Source organism: Anoxybacillus sp. FSL W8-0382 (assembly GCF_038003845.1).
Lineage (GTDB): Bacteria > Bacillota > Bacilli > Bacillales > Anoxybacillaceae > Anoxybacillus > Anoxybacillus flavithermus_G.
Genome location: NZ_JBBOPX010000001.1, coordinates 225,001 through 244,111 on the forward strand (window position 1 = coordinate 225,001; position 19,111 = coordinate 244,111).

The 19,111-nt window shown below is 45.1% G+C and carries 17 protein-coding genes, 2 rRNA genes and 1 riboswitch (1 of these 20 cut by a window edge); of the genes, 16 read left to right on the forward strand and 3 right to left on the reverse strand.

Annotated features, from left to right (window positions below):
- Positions 1-1,857, forward strand: a 23S ribosomal RNA gene (locus NSS60_RS01290) (it extends 1,069 nt beyond the left edge of the window).
- Positions 1,858-2,201: 344 nt separating this feature from the next.
- A 5S ribosomal RNA gene (gene rrf / locus NSS60_RS01295) occupies positions 2,202-2,318 on the forward strand.
- A 129-nt stretch (positions 2,319-2,447) separates the two neighbouring features.
- Here the strand turns inward: rrf and NSS60_RS01300 are convergent.
- Positions 2,448-2,837, reverse strand: a complete 390-nt coding sequence (locus tag NSS60_RS01300) for an Hsp20/alpha crystallin family protein (RefSeq protein ID WP_004888764.1) — start codon at positions 2,835-2,837, stop codon at positions 2,448-2,450.
- A gap of 153 nt (positions 2,838-2,990) precedes the next feature.
- Positions 2,991-3,092: riboswitch (purine riboswitch) on the forward strand.
- A gap of 106 nt (positions 3,093-3,198) precedes the next feature.
- On the opposite strand from NSS60_RS01300, the gene purE reads away from it, so the two are divergent.
- The 12 genes from purE to purD all read left to right on the forward strand — a co-directional run bounded on the left by purE (position 3,199) and on the right by purD (position 15,840).
- A complete protein-coding gene (gene purE / locus NSS60_RS01305; RefSeq protein ID WP_004888765.1) occupies positions 3,199-3,687 on the forward strand; it encodes a 5-(carboxyamino)imidazole ribonucleotide mutase in 489 nt (162 codons plus the stop codon).
- A complete protein-coding gene (gene purK / locus NSS60_RS01310) occupies positions 3,671-4,819 on the forward strand; it encodes a 5-(carboxyamino)imidazole ribonucleotide synthase (protein WP_004888766.1) in 1,149 nt (382 codons plus the stop codon). Before purE ends, purK begins: the two co-directional genes overlap by 17 nt.
- On the forward strand, positions 4,816-6,111 hold the full coding sequence (purB, locus tag NSS60_RS01315) for an adenylosuccinate lyase (RefSeq protein ID WP_004888767.1): 1,296 nt from the start codon (positions 4,816-4,818) through the stop codon (positions 6,109-6,111). The genes purK and purB overlap by 4 nt, the downstream gene beginning before the upstream one ends.
- Positions 6,112-6,176: 65 nt before the next feature.
- Entirely contained in the window at positions 6,177-6,899 is a 723-nt protein-coding gene (purC, locus tag NSS60_RS01320) for a phosphoribosylaminoimidazolesuccinocarboxamide synthase (RefSeq protein WP_004888768.1), read from the forward strand.
- Positions 6,887-7,141 (forward strand): phosphoribosylformylglycinamidine synthase subunit PurS, encoded by a 255-nt coding sequence (purS, locus tag NSS60_RS01325; RefSeq protein WP_003398656.1) that lies wholly within the window; start codon positions 6,887-6,889, stop codon positions 7,139-7,141. Before purC ends, purS begins: the two co-directional genes overlap by 13 nt.
- Positions 7,138-7,824 (forward strand): phosphoribosylformylglycinamidine synthase subunit PurQ, encoded by a 687-nt coding sequence (purQ, locus tag NSS60_RS01330; RefSeq protein WP_004888769.1) that lies wholly within the window; start codon positions 7,138-7,140, stop codon positions 7,822-7,824. Before purS ends, purQ begins: the two co-directional genes overlap by 4 nt.
- Positions 7,808-10,030 (forward strand): phosphoribosylformylglycinamidine synthase subunit PurL, encoded by a 2,223-nt coding sequence (purL, locus tag NSS60_RS01335; RefSeq protein WP_004888770.1) that lies wholly within the window; start codon positions 7,808-7,810, stop codon positions 10,028-10,030. Before purQ ends, purL begins: the two co-directional genes overlap by 17 nt.
- Positions 10,006-11,433, forward strand: a complete 1,428-nt coding sequence (gene purF, locus NSS60_RS01340) for an amidophosphoribosyltransferase (protein ID WP_004888771.1) — start codon at positions 10,006-10,008, stop codon at positions 11,431-11,433. Before purL ends, purF begins: the two co-directional genes overlap by 25 nt.
- Positions 11,396-12,433 (forward strand): phosphoribosylformylglycinamidine cyclo-ligase, encoded by a 1,038-nt coding sequence (gene purM / locus NSS60_RS01345; RefSeq protein WP_004888772.1) that lies wholly within the window; start codon positions 11,396-11,398, stop codon positions 12,431-12,433. Before purF ends, purM begins: the two co-directional genes overlap by 38 nt.
- A complete protein-coding gene (purN, locus tag NSS60_RS01350) occupies positions 12,430-13,032 on the forward strand; it encodes a phosphoribosylglycinamide formyltransferase (protein WP_064214578.1) in 603 nt (200 codons plus the stop codon). The genes purM and purN overlap by 4 nt, the downstream gene beginning before the upstream one ends.
- Entirely contained in the window at positions 13,010-14,545 is a 1,536-nt protein-coding gene (purH, locus tag NSS60_RS01355; protein WP_004888774.1) for a bifunctional phosphoribosylaminoimidazolecarboxamide formyltransferase/IMP cyclohydrolase, read from the forward strand. The genes purN and purH overlap by 23 nt, the downstream gene beginning before the upstream one ends.
- Positions 14,546-14,559: 14 nt before the next feature.
- On the forward strand, positions 14,560-15,840 hold the full coding sequence (gene purD / locus NSS60_RS01360) for a phosphoribosylamine--glycine ligase (RefSeq protein WP_004888775.1): 1,281 nt from the start codon (positions 14,560-14,562) through the stop codon (positions 15,838-15,840).
- Here the strand turns inward: purD and NSS60_RS01365 are convergent.
- Entirely contained in the window at positions 15,803-15,937 is a 135-nt protein-coding gene (locus NSS60_RS01365) for an EYxxD motif small membrane protein (protein WP_329401973.1), read from the reverse strand. The two genes, purD and NSS60_RS01365, sit on opposite strands and share 38 nt — an antisense overlap.
- 15 nt (positions 15,938-15,952) lie before the next feature.
- The gene (locus NSS60_RS01370) at positions 15,953-16,216 is read right to left on the reverse strand and encodes a YgaP family membrane protein (RefSeq protein ID WP_004888777.1); all 264 of its coding nucleotides are present in this window, start codon (positions 16,214-16,216) and stop codon (positions 15,953-15,955) included.
- An 85-nt stretch (positions 16,217-16,301) separates the two neighbouring features.
- On the opposite strand from NSS60_RS01370, the gene NSS60_RS01375 reads away from it, so the two are divergent.
- Positions 16,302-18,044, forward strand: coding sequence for an adenine deaminase C-terminal domain-containing protein (locus NSS60_RS01375; RefSeq protein ID WP_004888778.1), 1,743 nt, complete (start codon positions 16,302-16,304; stop codon positions 18,042-18,044).
- A 34-nt stretch (positions 18,045-18,078) separates the two neighbouring features.
- A complete protein-coding gene (locus NSS60_RS01380) occupies positions 18,079-19,101 on the forward strand; it encodes a DUF3048 domain-containing protein (protein WP_064214580.1) in 1,023 nt (340 codons plus the stop codon).
- The last annotated feature ends 10 nt before the right edge of the window (positions 19,102-19,111 follow it).

Genomic DNA, 19,111 nt, shown 5'->3' on the forward strand with positions numbered 1-19,111 from the left:
AAAAGGATGTGGAGTTGCTTAGACAACCAGGATGTTGGCTTAGAAGCAGCCACCATTTAAAGAGTGCGTAATAGCTCACTGGTCGAGTGACTCTGCGCCGAAAATGTACCGGGGCTAAACGTACCACCGAAGCTGTGGGACGACTTACGTCGTCGGTAGGGGAGCGTTCTAAGGGCGTCGAAGCTAGACCGGAAGGACTAGTGGAGCGCTTAGAAGTGAGAATGCCGGTGTGAGTAGCGAAAACAGAGGTGAGAATCCTCTGCACCGAAAGCCTAAGGTTTCCTGAGGAAGGCTCGTCCGCTCAGGGTTAGTCGGGACCTAAGCCGAGGCCGAAAGGCGTAGGCGATGGACAACAGGTTGATATTCCTGTACCACCTCCTCACCGTTTGAGCAATGGGGGGACGCAGGAGGATAGGGTCAGCGCGCGACTGGTTGTGCGCGTCCAAGCAGTTAGGCGCCTCAAGTAGGCAAATCCGCTTGAGTAGGCTGAGCTGTGATGGCGAGGGAAATAAAGTACCGAAGTGCCTGATTCCACACTGCCAAGAAAAGCCTCTAGCGAGGTGAGAGGTGCCCGTACCGCAAACCGACACAGGTAGGCGAGGAGAGAATCCTAAGGTGCGCGGGAGAACTCTCGTTAAGGAACTCGGCAAAATGACCCCGTAACTTCGGGAGAAGGGGTGCTCCCTCGGGTGAATAGCCCAGGGGAGCCGCAGTGAAAAGGCCCAAGCGACTGTTTATCAAAAACACAGGTCTCTGCGAAGCCGTAAGGCGAAGTATAGGGGCTGACACCTGCCCGGTGCTGGAAGGTTAAGGGGAGCGCTTAGCGCAAGCGAAGGTGCGAACCGAAGCCCCAGTAAACGGCGGCCGTAACTATAACGGTCCTAAGGTAGCGAAATTCCTTGTCGGGTAAGTTCCGACCCGCACGAAAGGTGTAACGACTTGGGCACTGTCTCAACGAGAGACCCGGTGAAATCATAGTACCTGTGAAGATGCAGGTTACCCGCGACAGGACGGAAAGACCCCGTGGAGCTTTACTGCAGCCTGATATTGAATGTTGGTGCGACATGTACAGCATAGGTGGGAGACTGAGAAGCCTGGACGCCAGTCTAGGTGGAGTCGCCGTTGGGATACCACCCTTGTCGTACTGAGATTCTAACCCGCACCCCTGATCGGGGTGGGAGACAGTGTCAGGTGGGCAGTTTGACTGGGGCGGTCGCCTCCCAAAGCGTAACGGAGGCGCCCAAAGGTTCCCTCAGAATGGTTGGAAATCATTCGAAGAGTGTAAAGGCAGAAGGGAGCTTGACTGCGAGACCTACAAGTCGAGCAGGGACGAAAGTCGGGCTTAGTGATCCGGTGGTTCCGAATGGAAGGGCCATCGCTCAACGGATAAAAGCTACCCCGGGGATAACAGGCTTATCTCCCCCAAGAGTCCACATCGACGGGGAGGTTTGGCACCTCGATGTCGGCTCATCGCATCCTGGGGCTGTAGTCGGTCCCAAGGGTTGGGCTGTTCGCCCATTAAAGCGGTACGCGAGCTGGGTTCAGAACGTCGTGAGACAGTTCGGTCCCTATCCGTCGCGGGCGTAGGAAATTTGAGAGGAGCTGTCCTTAGTACGAGAGGACCGGGATGGACGCACCGCTGGTGTACCAGTTGTCCCGCCAGGGGCACAGCTGGGTAGCTATGTGCGGAAGGGATAAGCGCTGAAAGCATCTAAGCGTGAAGCCCCCCTCAAGATGAGATTTCCCATCGCGTCAAGCGAGTAAGATCCCTTGAAGATGACAAGGTAGATAGGTCCGAGGTGGAAGCGTGGCGACACGTGCAGCTGACGGATACTAATCGATCGAGGACTTAACTAAGCACATACGAAAAGCGAAGGCGACTGTCCAGACACGAAGAGCGCGAAAGGCCTGCGAGGAGGCTGTTGCCGCCACAGCAGGACTGAAGCGGTTCGAGGGGCTAGGAGCCGCAGCTAGACATCAAGAAAAGCTGAGAACGGTCCTTGGCGAAGCCAAGGAAACGTCCGACGGAGCCGAGAGCTTTTGACGAAGACGTGCTTGCACGTCGAACGGAAAAAGCGAAGGCGTAGGAGGATGTTAGTTCGAAGCTAGACATCACGAAAAGCGAAGGCGACTGTTCTGTTATCTAGTTTTGAAGGAATCATCCTTCACGCCCAAAAAGGCGAAACGAAAAAGCATGTTTGCTCGGTGACGATGGCGGAGAGGTCACACCCGTTCCCATCCCGAACACGGAAGTTAAGCTCTCCAGCGCCGATGGTAGTTGGCGGGACACCGCCTGCGAGAGTAGGACGTTGCCGGGCGGACATAGCAAGTTAGAGGGCATCTCCGTTTTGTTCTCTAACTTTTTTTGTCCATGTATTTGCGTTTAACGCTTTTACAATCCTCTCCCCCATAGTTAAAGAGCTAACCGATATAGGTTAGCTCATTTTTTATTTAATGTCCACCTTCCTTTTTATATGATCAGGGATGAGACGATGAAGATGAACAAATAGCAGTCCGTTCTCGTACACAGCTTCCACTTTTTCTCCTACAGGAAAGGGAAGTTGTATCTCTCGTTCAAAAGGTTCTTGTGTAATTCCTTCTTCAATTAGTTCAAAGCCTTCAAACTGCAATTGAACATTTGCTTTAATTTCTAATGTATTATAATGAATGTACACTTCTGCATCGTGTACATGTGCTAACCCTGGGATCGCTGCGACGACAAGTAGCTCATTATCACGACGATACATATTGATGCCTGATGAATAGGAAGAAAAGGAATTTGATGAGTTCCAAAATGGATGAGTAAAAAAGGCTTCCCATTGCTTTGTCCAATCCATAAGCTTCTCCCCTTTCTCTTTTTCTTTTTACTATATGGTGAAAAAGATGAAATGGTGATTTTTAAGTAAAAACCGAACATTAATTATTTTGTGTGTAAAAATGTTCGATTTTATGTTGACATGATTGAAAAACGACTGGTAAGATGAAGATAAATGAATACGTTGTTGAACCCTCATATAATTTTGGGGATATGGCCCAAAAGTCTCTACCCAATAACCGTAAATTATTGGACTATGAGGGAAAGGATCTTATTGGCTTTTTTCACCCAATGGGCGAAATGTGTCCAGAACGATGCTTTCCCTTATGGTCGAGGGGCGTTGTTCTGGATTTTTTTCTGATTATAAAAAGAGGTGAGTACGGATGCAGCCACTTGTAGCTGTCATTATGGGAAGTCAATCAGATTGGGAAACGATGCGTCATGCATGTGATATATTAGAAGAATTGCATATTCCGTTTGAAAAAAAAGTTGTTTCAGCTCACCGTACACCGGACTTTATGTTTACGTATGCTGAAACAGCTGAAGAGCGCGGCATTAAAGTCATTATCGCTGGAGCAGGGGGAGCTGCTCATTTGCCAGGAATGGTAGCAGCTAAAACAACGTTGCCTGTTATTGGTGTTCCGGTTATGTCTAAAACGCTAAATGGTCTTGATTCGTTACTATCTATTGTCCAAATGCCCGGAGGAGTGCCAGTAGCGACAGTGGCTATCGGAAAAGCAGGTGCCGTCAATGCGGCATTGCTTGCAGTATCGATTCTCGGAACGCACGATCCGGCGTACATGGATGCATTGCGGATGCGGCGTGAAGCGATTCGAAAACAAGTGATGGAAAGTAGTGATCAGCTTGATTAAAACGATTGTCCCGGGGCAAACGATTGGTATTATTGGCGGAGGACAACTAGGAAGAATGATGGCGATCGCTGCAAAAGAGATGGGGTTTTTCGTAGCGGTTCTTGATCCTACTCCGCAATCGCCTTGTGCTCAAGTGGCTGACATTGAAATTGTCGCTTCGTATAGCGATGAAGAAGCGTTACGTCATTTAGCCGAAGTGAGCGATGTTGTGACATATGAGTTTGAAAATATTGATGCTGATGCGTTGAAACGATTAGTAGAGAAGGGATATGTGCCGCAAGGAAGCGAGCTGCTTTCTATTACACAGCATCGTTGGAAAGAAAAACGGGCAGTTCAGTCTGCCGGGTTGCCTGTTGCCCCTTATCGTCTCATACTGGAAGAAGAGCAATTGGAACGGGCGATTGAGGAGATCGGCATTCCGGCTGTATTGAAAACATGTCGTGGAGGGTATGATGGAAAAGGGCAAGTGGTCATTCGTTGTTTAGATGATATTCACGAGGCGCGCTCGCTGCTCGCTTACGGTGAATGTGTATTGGAAGCATGGGTTCCATTTGTGAAAGAGTTATCTATTATCGTTGTGCGTAGCGTTTCTGGTGAAATAGAGCTGTTTCCTGTTGTCGAGAACATTCATCGCGACAATATTTTGCATCAAACGATTGCCCCAGCCCAAGTTAGCCAGAAAACCATTGCGCAGGCGGAGATGTATGCTCGACGATTAGCGGAAACTTTTCAACTTGTCGGCACACTAGCTATTGAAATGTTTTTAACAGAAGATGGGCAGTTATATGTCAATGAACTTGCCCCTAGACCACACAACTCAGGTCATTATACAATAAACGGTTGTATCACATCGCAATTTCAACAACATATTCGCGCCATTTGTAATTGGCCGCTTGGCAGTACGGAGTTGCTCAAACCTACAATTATGGTCAACATTTTAGGAGAACATGTGGATGCAGTCATTCAAAACATCGCCCAATTTCGTGACGCCCACGTCCACTTTTATGGAAAAAAGGAAGCGAAGCTGAAGCGAAAGATGGGACATGTGACATGGTTAGCTGATGATGTCGATGCGATCCAACGAAAAATAGATGAATTTGCGATTTGGACAGATCGGAGGATGAACGTATGATTGAACGTTACACACGACCAGAAATGGGTGCAATCTGGACGGAAGAAAACCGTTTTCGTGCTTGGCTAGAAGTCGAAATTTTAGCATGTGAAGCATGGGCCGAGTTAGGTGTTATCCCGAAAGAAGATGTTGAAAAAATTCGTCAAAACGCCTCATTCGATATCGCGCGCATTAAAGAAATCGAAGAAGAGACGCGCCATGATGTTGTTGCCTTTACGCGCGCGGTATCAGAAACGCTAGGAGAAGAACGAAAATGGGTACATTACGGCCTTACGTCTACGGATGTGGTTGATACAGCATTATCATACTTATTAAAACAAGCAAATGAAATTTTATTGCGTGACTTAGAGAACTTTATTGCTGTATTAAAAGAAAAAGCGATTGAGCATAAATATACGGTCATGATGGGACGAACGCATGGTGTTCATGCTGAGCCAACGACATTTGGATTAAAATTGGCGCTTTGGTATGCCGAAATGGAGCGAAATTTAGAACGTTTCAAGCAAGCAGCCGAAACGGTACGCGTTGGAAAAATTTCTGGTGCTGTTGGTACGTATGCCAATATCGATCCGTTTGTTGAGCAGTACGTATGTGAAAAACTTGGCTTACAGCCTGCGCCTATTTCGACGCAAACGTTACAGCGTGATCGTCATGCCCACTATATGGCGACGCTCGCTTTAATTGCAACATCGATTGAAAAATTTGCTGTTGAAATTCGTGGATTACAAAAAAGTGAAACACGGGAAGTAGAGGAGTTTTTCGCTAAGGGACAAAAAGGTTCGTCTGCGATGCCGCATAAACGGAATCCGATCGGTTCAGAAAATATGACAGGAATGGCTCGCGTCATTCGTGGGTATATGTTAACGGCGTATGAAAATGTACCGCTTTGGCATGAGCGTGACATTTCACATTCGTCAGCGGAGCGCATTATTTTACCGGATGCAACGATCGCTTTAGACTACATGCTCAACCGCTTTACAAATATCGTGAAAAACTTGACCGTATTCCCAGAAAATATGAAGAAGAATATGGATCGCACGCTCGGACTTATTTATTCACAACGCGTATTGCTAGCGCTTATTGACACAGGTATGACGCGTGAGGAAGCGTATGATCTTGTACAACCAAAGGCGATGGAAGCATGGGAAAAACAAGTGCCGTTCCGCTCGTTAATTGAAGCAGACGAAGTAATTACAAGTCGTTTAACGAAGGATCAAATTGCTGATTGCTTTGACTACAACTATCACTTAAAGCATGTCGACACGATTTTCGAGCGACTTGGCTTGCAGTAGGTAAGGCGCCGTCCTTACCTTTACACGAAAATTTCCTAATATTCTGTATAACTGGGGGAGAGAACATGGAAAAGCAACACCTTCTGTATGAAGGAAAGGCGAAGAAAGTGTATGCGACGAACGAAGAGGGTGTATTATGGATTGAATATAAAGATGAGGCAACTGCATTTAACGGTGAAAAAAAAGCAAAGATTAGCGGAAAAGGACGATTAAATAACGAAATTACGAGTTTACTATTTTCCTTGTTGCATGAAGCAGGTGTAAATAATCATTTTATCCGTAAAATATCCGATACAGAACAGCTTGTGCGTCAAGTGACGATCATACCCCTTGAAGTCGTTGTCCGCAATATTGTCGCCGGGAGTTTGTCGAAGCGTACTGGTCTTGAGGAAGGAACGGTACTTGAAAAACCACTTGTAGAATTTTACTACAAAAATGACGATTTAGGCGATCCCCTATTAACGGAAGATCATATCGCTTTGTTACAGCTTGCCACTCATGATGAGCTTTTGCACATGAAACAGACGGCGTTACGCATTAACGACATTTTAACTTCCTTATTTCGTTCATGTGACTTACAGCTTGTCGACTTCAAATTAGAGTTTGGAAAAGATGAAACGGGAGCGGTACTGTTGGCGGATGAAATTTCCCCAGATACGTGTCGATTATGGGATGTACACACGAAAGAAAAATTTGATAAAGATGTATTTCGTCGTGATTTAGGCGACTTAACAGAAACATATACGAAACTTTTACAACGATTAGGAGGATTATCATGTACAAAGTAAAAGTGTATGTCACATTGCGTGAAAATGTATTAGATCCACAAGGAAATGCTGTAAAAGGAGCGCTTCATAGCTTAAGTTATCATGAGGTGCAAGATGTGCGTATTGGAAAGTTCATGGAGTTAACGGTAGAAAAAAGTGACCGCGACATAGATGCACTCGTGAAAGATATGTGTGAAAAGTTGTTGGCGAATACGGTCATTGAAGATTATCGCTATGAAATTGAGGAGGTCGTCGTTCAGTGAAATTTGCGGTCATTGTATTTCCGGGTTCCAACTGTGATGTCGACATGTATCATGCGATTGCAGATGAATTAAGGGAAGATGTTGAATACGTTTGGCATGATGTAGAAAGTTTAGATGAGTTTGATGCTATTCTTTTGCCAGGTGGTTTTTCATACGGGGATTATTTACGATCTGGAGCGATTGCGCGCTTTTCCAACGTCATGAAAGCGATAAAAAAAGCAGCAGACGAAGGGAAACCGATTTTAGGTGTATGTAACGGATTTCAAATTTTACTAGAAGCGGGGCTTCTCCCGGGGGCGATGCGACGCAACAATACGTTAACGTTTATTTGCCGTCCGGTGAAGCTTCGTGTCGAAAATAACGAAACGATGTTTACATCGCAATACGAGCAAGGAGAAGTGCTTACAATCCCCATTGCGCACGGAGAAGGAAACTATTATTGTGATGAACAAACGTTACAACAGCTTATCGCTAATAACCAAATTGTTTTTCGTTATGAGGGAGAAAATCCAAACGGTAGTTTATTCAACATTGCAGGCATCGTGAACGAAAAAGGGAACGTACTTGGTATGATGCCACACCCTGAGCGAGCTGTTCATGAGTTGCTTGGAGGGGCAGACGGTTTAAAACTGTTTCAATCAATTGTGACATATTGGAGGGACGCACATGTCGTTATTACTTGAGCCAAGTCCAACAATGATTAAAGAACAGAAGATGTATCGTGATATGGGATTAACAGATGAAGAGTTTGCGATGATTGAGCGTATTCTTGGACGTTTGCCTAATTATACAGAAACGGGCATTTTTTCTGTCATGTGGTCAGAACATTGTAGCTATAAAAATTCGAAACCTGTATTAAAAAAGTTTCCGACTGAAGGGAGACATGTGCTCCAAGGACCAGGAGAAGGCGCTGGTATTGTCGATATTGGAGATGGATTAGCGGTAGCATTTAAAATTGAAAGTCATAACCACCCATCTGCGATTGAGCCGTATCAAGGGGCTGCCACAGGTGTTGGGGGAATTATTCGCGATGTCTTCTCGATGGGGGCAAGACCAATTGCGTTATTAAACTCGCTTCGCTTTGGCGAATTAACGTCACCGCGCGTGAAATATTTATTTGAGCGCGTCGTCGCAGGGATTGCGGGATATGGAAATTGTGTCGGTATTCCGACTGTTGGTGGTGAAGTGCAATTTGATGCGGCATACGAAGGAAACCCGCTTGTAAATGCGATGTGCGTCGGGGTGATTCGACATGAAGATATTCAAAAAGGAATCGCGGCAGGCGTTGGAAATACGGTCATGTATGTCGGGGCGAAAACGGGGCGTGACGGCATTCATGGAGCAACGTTTGCATCGGAAGAATTAACGGAACAATCTGAACAAAAACGTCCAGCTGTTCAAGTCGGAGATCCATTTATGGAAAAATTGCTTCTTGAAGCTTGTTTAGAGGTCATTCATTCCGATGCGCTTGTTGGGATGCAAGATATGGGGGCGGCCGGCTTAACAAGCTCATCGGCGGAAATGGCGAGCAAGGCAGGCTCTGGGATCGAACTGAATTTAGATCTTGTACCACAACGCGAAACAGGAATGACACCGTATGAAATGATGTTGTCTGAGTCGCAAGAGCGCATGCTTCTTGTTGTTCAGAAGGGTCGTGAACAAGAAATTATAGATGTATTTGCTAAATACGGGCTCGAGGCGAAAGCGATTGGTCGCGTAACAAATGATCAAATGTTACGTTTGTATCACCGCGGGGAAGTCGTTGCCGAAATTCCGGTTGATGCGCTTGCCAAAGATGCCCCTGTATATCATAAGCCGTCGCAAGAACCAGCATATTATCGTGAGTTTCAAACGATTGAGTACGTACCGACGATTAACGATTATGAAGAAACGTTGCTTGCATTATTAAGTCAGCCAACGATTGCAAGTAAAGAATGGGTGTATGAACAATACGATTATATGGTGCGAACAAATACGGTTGTTGCTCCAGGGTCTGATGCAGCTGTTTTACGCATTCGTGGCACAAATAAAGCGCTGGCGATGACAACCGATTGTAATTCTCGCTACGTATATTTAGATCCAGAAGTCGGTGGGAAAATTGCGATCGCAGAAGCAGCACGCAACATCGTATGTTCCGGTGCTCAGCCACTTGCCGTTACCGATTGTTTGAATTTTGGAAATCCGGAAAAACCAGAAATTTTTTGGCAACTTGAAAAAGCGGTAGAAGGAATGAGCGAAGCGTGTCGTGTACTAGAAACACCAGTCATTAGCGGAAATGTATCGCTTTATAATGAAACGAACGGCGAAGCCATTTATCCGACACCAATTGTCGGCATGGTCGGTGTCGTTGAACATATTAGTCATATTACGACACAAGCATTTAAACAACCTGGCGACTTGATTTATGTCATTGGGGAAGCTAAGCAAGAATTTGGTGGGAGCGAGCTACAAAAATGGCTAACAGGTCGCATTTTTGGAAAAGCGCCAACGATTGATTTACATGTGGAAGCAGAGCGACAACAACAGCTTCTCACCGCGATTCGAGCTGGAGTAGTAGCATCAGCGCATGACATATCGGAAGGTGGCTTGGCGATTGCACTTGCGGAATGTCTAATGACCGCACAAGGTTTAGGTGCACGTGTGACAATTCAAGGTGATGTCGTTTCAGAACTATTTAGTGAAACACAATCACGCTTTATCGTTTCTGTAAAAAAGGAACATCGTCAAGCGTTTGAACAGCTCGTTCAAGCGATATGTATTGGGGAAGTGACGAACGATGAAATGCTTCATGTGGTGAATGAGGATACGAGTATCATCCACGTTCCAGTAGAAACAATGCGAAACGTATGGAAAGGAGCTATTCCATGCTTGCTGAAATCAAAGGATTAAATGAAGAATGCGGAATTTTTGGCATTTGGGGACATGAGGAAGCAGCGACGTTGACATATTACGGACTGCATAGTTTACAACATCGTGGTCAAGAAGGAGCAGGAATTGTTGTCGGAGGCAACGGAACGTTACAATTTCATAAGGGGCTTGGTTTAGTCACAGAAGTGTTTAGTCGCGGTGAACTAGAACAATTAACGGGCATGGCTGCGATCGGCCACGTCCGTTACTCAACTGCCGGCGGAGGCGGGTATGCGAATGTTCAACCGCTTTTGTTCCGTTCCCAAGGCGGCAGTTTAGCGCTTGCACATAACGGAAATTTAGTAAATGCCGATGAGTTGCGCTTTCGTTTAGAACAACAAGGAAGTATTTTTCAAACGACTTCTGATACGGAAGTGCTTGCTCATTTAATTAAGCGTAGTGGCGAACCGATTTTAAAAGAACGGATTAAAGAAGCGTTGTCGCATTTACGTGGCGCTTTTGCCTTTTTAATTTTAACGGAAACAGAAATGTATATCGCTCTTGATCCACATGGATTTCGCCCTTTATCGCTTGGGCGTTTAGGCGAGGCGTACGTTGTAGCGTCGGAAACGTGTGCGTTTGATGTCATTGGTGCCACATATGAGCGAGAAGTGGAGCCGGGAGAGCTCATTATGATTAATAAACAAGGCATTCGTTCTGAGCGTTTCGCCCCTAAAGTTCCCCGCTCGATTTGCAGTATGGAATATATTTATTTCGCTCGCCCGGATAGCAACGTTGATGGCATTAACATTCATACAGCACGAAAAAATTTAGGAAAACAGTTAGCCGTTGAAGCCCCTGTTGCAGCGGATGTGGTGACAGGTGTACCGGATTCAAGCATTTCAGTAGCGATCGGCTATGCGGAAGCGACAGGTATTCCGTACGAGTTGGGGCTAATTAAAAATCGGTATGTTGGACGGACGTTTATTCAACCATCGCAAGCACTTAGGGAACAAGGAGTAAAAATGAAATTGTCGCCTGTTCGAGGGGTCGTCGCTGGGAAGCGAGTCGTCATGGTTGATGACTCCATTGTGCGTGGAACGACGAGCAAGCGTATCGTACGCATGCTTCGAGAGGCAGGAGCAACAGAAGTGCATGTGCGCATTAGCTCCCCGCCGATTACGCACCCATGTTTTTATGGCATCGACACATCAACAAAAGAAGAGCTTATTGCGGCTAAACATACGATCGAACAAATTCGACAACTCATTGAAGCGGACTCTCTTGCTTTTTTAAGTCCAGAAGGGCTTTTGCAAGCGATTGGAAGACCAAACGATTCAGCAAACTGCGGGCAATGTTTAGCTTGCTTTACAGGACAATATCCGACGAAGATTGGAGGAGAGCATGTTGGCACATGTGTACAAACAAGCCGGTGTGAACATTGAAGCTGGATATGAAGCGGTAGAGCGGATGAAAAAACATGTCGCCAAAACTGCCCGAATCGGTGCACTTGGAAGCTTAGGTGGTTTTGGAGGAATGTTTGACCTCTCTTCGCTCGGGTATAAACAACCTGTCCTTGTATCTGGAACAGACGGTGTAGGGACGAAACTAATGCTTGCATTCGCTTTTGATCGGCACGATACGATCGGAATTGATTGCGTAGCGATGTGCGTAAACGATATTGTCGTACAAGGGGCAGAGCCGCTTTTCTTCCTTGACTACATCGCCTGTGGAAAAGCGGTGCCAGAAAAAATTGAGCACATTGTCAAAGGGATGGCCGACGGTTGTGTCGAAGCAGGCTGTGCGCTCATTGGCGGAGAGACAGCAGAAATGCCGGGCATGTACGGTGAAGATGAATATGATGTAGCTGGATTTGCGGTTGGAGTTGTTGAAAAAACGAAAGTAGTCACAGGGGATACGATTGTTCCAGGCGATGTGCTGATCGGTTTGGCTTCGAGCGGGCTTCATAGCAACGGCTATTCGCTTGTAAGAAAAATTATAAAAGATGCCGACTTGCGATTAGATGACATATATGAACCGTTTTCTCGCTCGCTTGGCGAGGAGTTGTTAACGCCTACACGCATTTACGTTCGAGCGGTACTTGAAGCATTAAAACAATTTCGTGTGAAAGGGATGGCACATATTACAGGGGGCGGTTTTATCGAAAACATTCCGCGTATGTTGCCAAAAGGATTACAAGCCGAAATAGACTACGGTTCATGGCCGATTCCGCCGATTTTTAACTTTTTACAGCAACATGGACAGCTACAACGAACGGAAATGTTTAATATTTTTAATATGGGAATCGGTTTTGTATTAGCTGTCGATAGCGATGTTGTGCCAGACGTTGTGCAGTTGCTTGAATCGTGTGGAGAAGAGGCGTACATTATCGGTCGGGTAAAAGAAGGAGTAGGTGTATCGTTTGCTGGGGGAAAAATCGAATGAAGCGAATAGCTATTTTTGCATCAGGAAGCGGAACGAATTTTCAAGCGATTGTCGACGCAGTAAAAAAAGGAGACATTCAAGCAGAAGTGGCGCTTCTTGTATGTGATCGACCGCATGCCAAAGTGATTGAACGAGCGATTCGTGAACACGTGCCGGTATTTGTTTTTAACCCTAAACAATATGAAACGAAACAACAATTTGAACGTGAGATTTTACAACAACTACAACAAAAAGAAATCGACTTAGTTGTTCTTGCTGGTTATATGCGGCTTATCGGTCCAACGCTTTTACAGGCATATCCGAACAGAATTGTAAACATTCATCCCTCTCTTCTGCCGGCGTTTCCAGGAAAAGATGCGATTGGCCAAGCGTATCGCTACGGTGTGAAAGTGACAGGGGTTACAGTGCATTACGTTGATGAAGGAATGGATACGGGACCAATTATTGCGCAACGGGCACTATATATTGATGACGGAGAACCATTAGAAAGCGTTGAGCGCCGCATTCATGAAATTGAACATGTGTTGTATCCGCAAGTCATTCAACAATTGTTGACGGAGAAAGGGAGTACAAAGAATGAAAAGACGAGCAATTATTAGCGTGTCAAATAAAAAAGGAATTGTCACATTCGCCAAGCAACTAGCTGAGCTTGGAGTGGAAATCATTTCAACAGGTGGCACGAAGCGTGTATTAGCAGAACACGGAATTCCTGTGACAAGCATTTCTGATGTGACAAACTTCCCAGAAATTTTAGACGGACGGGTCAAAACATTGCACCCAAATATTCACGGTGGACTGTTAGCTGTGCGAGATGACGAAACACATAAACAGCAACTGCAAGAGCATGGCATCACGCCGATCGATTTTGTCGTTGTTAATTTATATCCATTTCAAGAAACGATTGCAAAGCCAAGCGTGACGTTGATGGAAGCGATTGAACAGATCGATATTGGCGGTCCGACCATGCTTAGAGCGGCGGCGAAAAATCATGCTTACGTCACAGCTGTTGTCGATCCTGCCGATTATGATGTAGTCATTGAACAGTTAAAACAATATGGCGAAGTATTGCTTGAGACGAGACGGGCGTTAGCTGCAAAAGTATTTCGCCATACTGCAGCGTATGATGCGATGATTGCACAATATTTGACAAACGTCGTTGGAGAAACGTATCCGGAAACGATGACGATGACGTTTGTGAAGAAACAATCGTTACGATATGGTGAAAATCCACATCAAACGGCTGCATTTTACGAAAAACCGCTCAGTTTACCATTTTCTATTACAAAAGCGAAGCAATTACATGGAAAAGAACTGTCTTACAACAATATTAACGATGCCAATGCAGCTTTACAAATTGTAGGGGAATTCACTGAACCAGCGGCGGTAGCGGTGAAACATATGAATCCGTGTGGAGTCGGCGTTGGCAAGACGATCGCTGAAGCGTTTCAAAAAGCTTACGAAGCCGACCCAACGTCCATTTTTGGCGGCATCGTGGCGCTTAATCGTGAAGTTGACGAACAAACGGCTGCGAAATTACATGACATTTTTTTAGAAATTGTCATCGCCCCTTCATTTACAGAACAAGCGCTAGAAATTTTAAAGAGAAAGAAAAGCATTCGTCTGTTAACGGTCGATTTTGAAGCAGAGCGGAAAAAAGAACCATTTGTCGTATCGGTACGTGGGGGACTACTTGTTCAAGACGAAGACACGTATACAATTGATGATGCGAACATTCAAGTTGTGACTGAAAGACAGCCGACAGAAGAAGAATGGTCGAATTTAACGTTCGCTTGGCGTGTGGTGAAGCATGTCAAATCGAATGCGATTGTACTCGCGAAAAACGGGATGACGATTGGTGTCGGCGCTGGACAAATGAATCGTGTTGGAGCTGCTCGCATTGCGATTGAACAGGCGGGAGAGAAAGCGAAAGGAGCGGTATTAGCTTCCGACGCCTTTTTCCCGATGAGCGATACAGTTGAAGTGGCTGCTCAAGCGGGAGTCACAGCCATTATTCAACCGGGCGGTTCGATTCGCGATGAAGATTCGATTCAAAAAGCTAATGAATATGGAATAGCCATGGTATTTACAGGCGTTCGCCATTTTAAACATTAAGGGGGAAGCAACGGATGAAAGTGCTCATTATAGGTCGTGGTGGCCGAGAGCATGCACTTGCATGGAAAGTAGCACAAAGCCCGCTCGTGACCCACATATACGTGGCGCCAGGAAACGATGGAATGAATGCAATCGCTACGCGCGTTCCGATTTTAGAGGCTGACGTCGAAGCGCTTGTGCAATGGGCGAAAAAAGAAGCGATTGATTTAACGATTGTTGGACCGGAAGCACCGCTGTTGGAAGGAGTAGTTGATCGTTTCGAAAGGGAAGGATTACGCATTTTTGGTCCAAAACAGCAGGCGGCGCGAATTGAAGGAAGTAAAGCATTTGCGAAAGATTTGATGAGAAAATATAACATTCCGACAGCGAGCTATGCGACATTTACAGAGTATGATGAAGCTGTACAATATGTGCACGAACAAGGGGCTCCGATTGTCATTAAAGCGGATGGGCTTGCAGCAGGAAAAGGGGTAACGGTGGCGATGACAGTTGAAGAGGCGCTCCATGCTTTGTATGACATTATGGTTGCCAAAAAGTTTGGTGAAGCGGGGGTACAAGTTGTCATTGAGCAATATTTACAAGGCGAAGAATTTTCGCTTATGACATTTGTACATGGAGAACGTGTATATCCAATGGTTATCGCCCAAGACCATAAGCGAGCGTTCGATGATGATCAAGGTCCAAATACAGGAGGAATGGGGGCGTATTCTCCTGTGCCGCAAATAAGCGAACAGATCGTTCACGATGCGATGGAAACGATCGTCAAACCGACGGTGAAAGCATTAACGAAAGAAGGCTGTTCATTTACTGGATTTTTATATGCAGGATTAATTGCGACGGAAGAAGGACCAAAAGTCATCGAATTTAATGCACGGTTTGGTGACCCTGAAGCACAAGTCATTTTGCCGCGTTTGCAAAATGATCTCGTTGAAGTCATCGTCTCACTTTTAGAAGATAAGCCTGTTACGTTGCATTGGAGTGACGAAGCAACGATTGGGGTTGTATTGGCGGCGAAAGGATATCCTGAACAATATGAAAAAGGTGCTGTTATTCGTGGTCTAGAACGTATAACGAAAGCACAAGTTTTTCACGCTGGCACAAAACGTGTGGACGATGAGTGGGTAACAGACGGGGGACGAGTGCTCCTTGTTGTGGCGAGTGGGAATACGTTGAAAGAAGCACAACGTCTTGTGTATGAACAAATTCAGAACATTGACTGTGCTCAACTTTTTTATCGACGTGATATTGGCAATAAAGCTATCGCGCACGTCGCTTGCGAACGTATACAAAACTAAGGGCAACGATGCTGCCAATTAAAAGAATAAGAATAAAGAATGTATCTGTTATATATTCGGCAATCATACTTTCTCTCCTTTCCCCCCTTGTATGCATACAAGGGGGTTATTGTTACGAAGGGTTAACTGGCTCAATCGGAATCGCTTTCTCATTCTCATTGTTGCTGTCACAATGGCATTGATATCGTTCAAACAAAGCCATCACAGGACAAAAACGAACGATACCTTCTGCGATTTTCATCGCAGCGAGCATCATGACCCAAATATACGATTCACGCCACGGTTTGCGAGAAAAATTGGCAGTTGCCCAAGCTAGCATCGTAAATCCGCATGTGATGCGAATCATCGCATTGATGATACCGATGTTTTGTTTCATGTTCTCCCTCCTTTTTGTTTGTGAAATTTGCTTTCATCCGTTAAAATGTGAATAGACGATGGTACGATTTAGGAGGAAAGCGATCATGATGGAAAAACGATATCGATGGAAAAACGAACAAATTCGCCGACACGTTGCCGTTGTTGACGGAAAGCAAGCGCCAACAAAAGTGTTCATGAACGCAACGTATTTACATCCATACGTACGTCAATGGGTACAAGGAAACGTTTGGGTTTGCGATGACCGAATTGTATATGTCGGTCCAAATAAACCGAAGCAACTCGATTCATGCGAAGTAGTGGACTGCTCGAATCAAGTGCTTGTTGCTGGCTATATGGAGCCACATGCTCATCCGTTTCAGTTATATAATCCCCATACGTTAGCGGAATATGCAGCACAGCACGGTACAACAACACTTATTAATGACAATCTATTCCTTTTTTTACAGTTAACAAAAAAGAAAGCGTTTTCTTTTTTGTCCGCTATGGAAAAACAACCGGTGACGATGTATTGGTGGTGCCGACTGGATCCACAGACAGAAATGAACGGAGAAGAGCATTTTTTTTCGTATAAAAACATGAAAAGTTGGCTGGAAAATGATGCGGTATTACAAGTTGGGGAATTAACTGGATGGCCAAAGCTGTTAGAAGGGGACGATTTCATTCTCCATTGGATACAGGAAGCGAAAAAGCTCGGTAAAAAAGTAGAAGGTCATTTTCCGGGCGCTTCAGATCGCACGTTAACGAAAATGAAACTGTTTGGTGCGGACGCTGACCATGAAGCGATGACCGGAAGTGACGTCTATAAGCGGTTGATGCAGGGGTATACCGTATCGCTGCGTCATTCATCCATTCGGCCTGATTTGCCGACGTTGCTTAAAGAGATGAAACAATGCGGCATTCATCATTACGATCATTGCATGTTTACGACAGACGGTTCGACCCCTGCTTTTTATGAAAATGGAATGATCGACGAAATGATTCGCATTGCATTACAAGAAGGAGTAAGCGATATTGATGCATATAGCATGGCAACGTGGAATGTCGCTCGTTATTATAATATGGATCATTTGCACGGAAGCATTACACCAGGGCGTATTGCACATATTAATATTCTTGAACATGCTTCCAATCCGACACCGATTTCTGTTTTAGCAAGCGGACAATGGGTCAAACGTGATGGCGTTCCTGTTCATGCTTTCTCAACGATGGAATGGGATGCACATGGTCTTATGCCACTTGCGCTGACTTGGGATTTACAGATGGATGATTTGCAGTTTTCAATGCCGTTAGGGATGTATATGGAGAACTCGGTCATTATTAAGCCATATTCGATTTCGATTGATACATCTGCTGATGAGCTATCAGCGGATCATGATGAAAGCTTTTTAATGCTTATTGATCGCAACGGAAAATGGCGTGTAAACACTATATTAAAAGGGTTTGCGACACATGTGCAAGCACTTGTTAGTTCGTACTCTAATACAGGGGACATTATTTTAATTGGGAAAAGTAAACGTGATTTGTTGTTTGCTTTTGAACGTATGAAACAAATCGGAGGCGGTATTGTCCTTTGTGAACACGGAGAAATCATTCATGAAATTTCGCTTCCTTTAGGCGGATTAATGTCGGCAAAACCGATGGAAGTGTTAATGGAAGAAGAAAAAACGCTCGGCGAACTGTTGCGAGCGCGCGGTTATGCGTTTGCGGATCCAATTTACACTTTGCTTTTTTTATCATCGACACATTTGCCGTATATTCGCATTACACCGAAAGGAATTTACGATGTTATGCATAAAACAGTACTCTTTCCGACAATAATGCGTTAAAATATAAAAGAGACGAAAATGAAAGGTTGGGTTCATGTTGCGGCGATTATTGTTTTTGTTGCTCATTACGCTCGCGGTTATGTTTGGTGTTGGATGTCAACGTGCAGAGCAAAACATGAAAGAAAAGGGGTCTCCTCCAACAACAATCGAACAAGGGAATGAACAAGGGAAAGAAGAAGCGATGTGGACGTTCCCGTTAACGGGTATGCCAGCGAGTGAAAAAACGATGCAACGCGTCGTAGCGGTTATGGTTAACAACTACCCTACCGCCCGACCGCAATCGGGGTTACATAAAGCAGATATCGTCTACGAGGCGCTTGCTGAAGGGGATATTACGCGGCTGTTAGCGATTTATCAAAGTGAGCAGCCTGATGTGATCGGACCTGTTCGGAGCGCGCGCGATTATTTTATTCAATTAAGCAACGGCTTTCATGCGTTATATGTATGCCATGGATGGAGTCCAGAGGCTCAACGGTTATTGCAGTCTGGTTCAGTAGATCACGTCAATGGATTGTTTTACGATGGGACGTTATTTTGGCGAGATCGAACGAGAAAAGCGCCGCACAATTCGTACATTTCCTTTGAACATATTAAAAAAGGTGCTGAAAAAAACGGCTATGCATTTGAAGAAGAAGTGAAGCCATTGCCGTTTTTCTCAAATGATTTGACACGTGCTGTAGAAGCGACGAATATTGATGTTGTGTATTCTAAACGATCGTATGCTCACGTTCATTATACATATGATGGAACGAAATATGTTCGTTCGAGTGGTGGCAAGCCGACTGTTGATCGGGAAACGAATACACCTATTGCGGTAGAAAATGTGTTTGTTGTTGAAGCAACACATCGAATTATTGATGACTATGGTCGGAGAGATATTGACTTTACATCAGGTGGAAAAGGATACTTATTCCAAAAAGGAACAGTACAGGAAGTAGAGTGGAAAAATGTTGAGGGGCGCCTTCTCCCTTACAAAAGCGGTGCTCCACTCGGATTTGTTCCAGGTAAAACATGGATTCAAGTCGTTCCAAATCTCAAACAAGTACAATATGAATAGGGGGACGTAT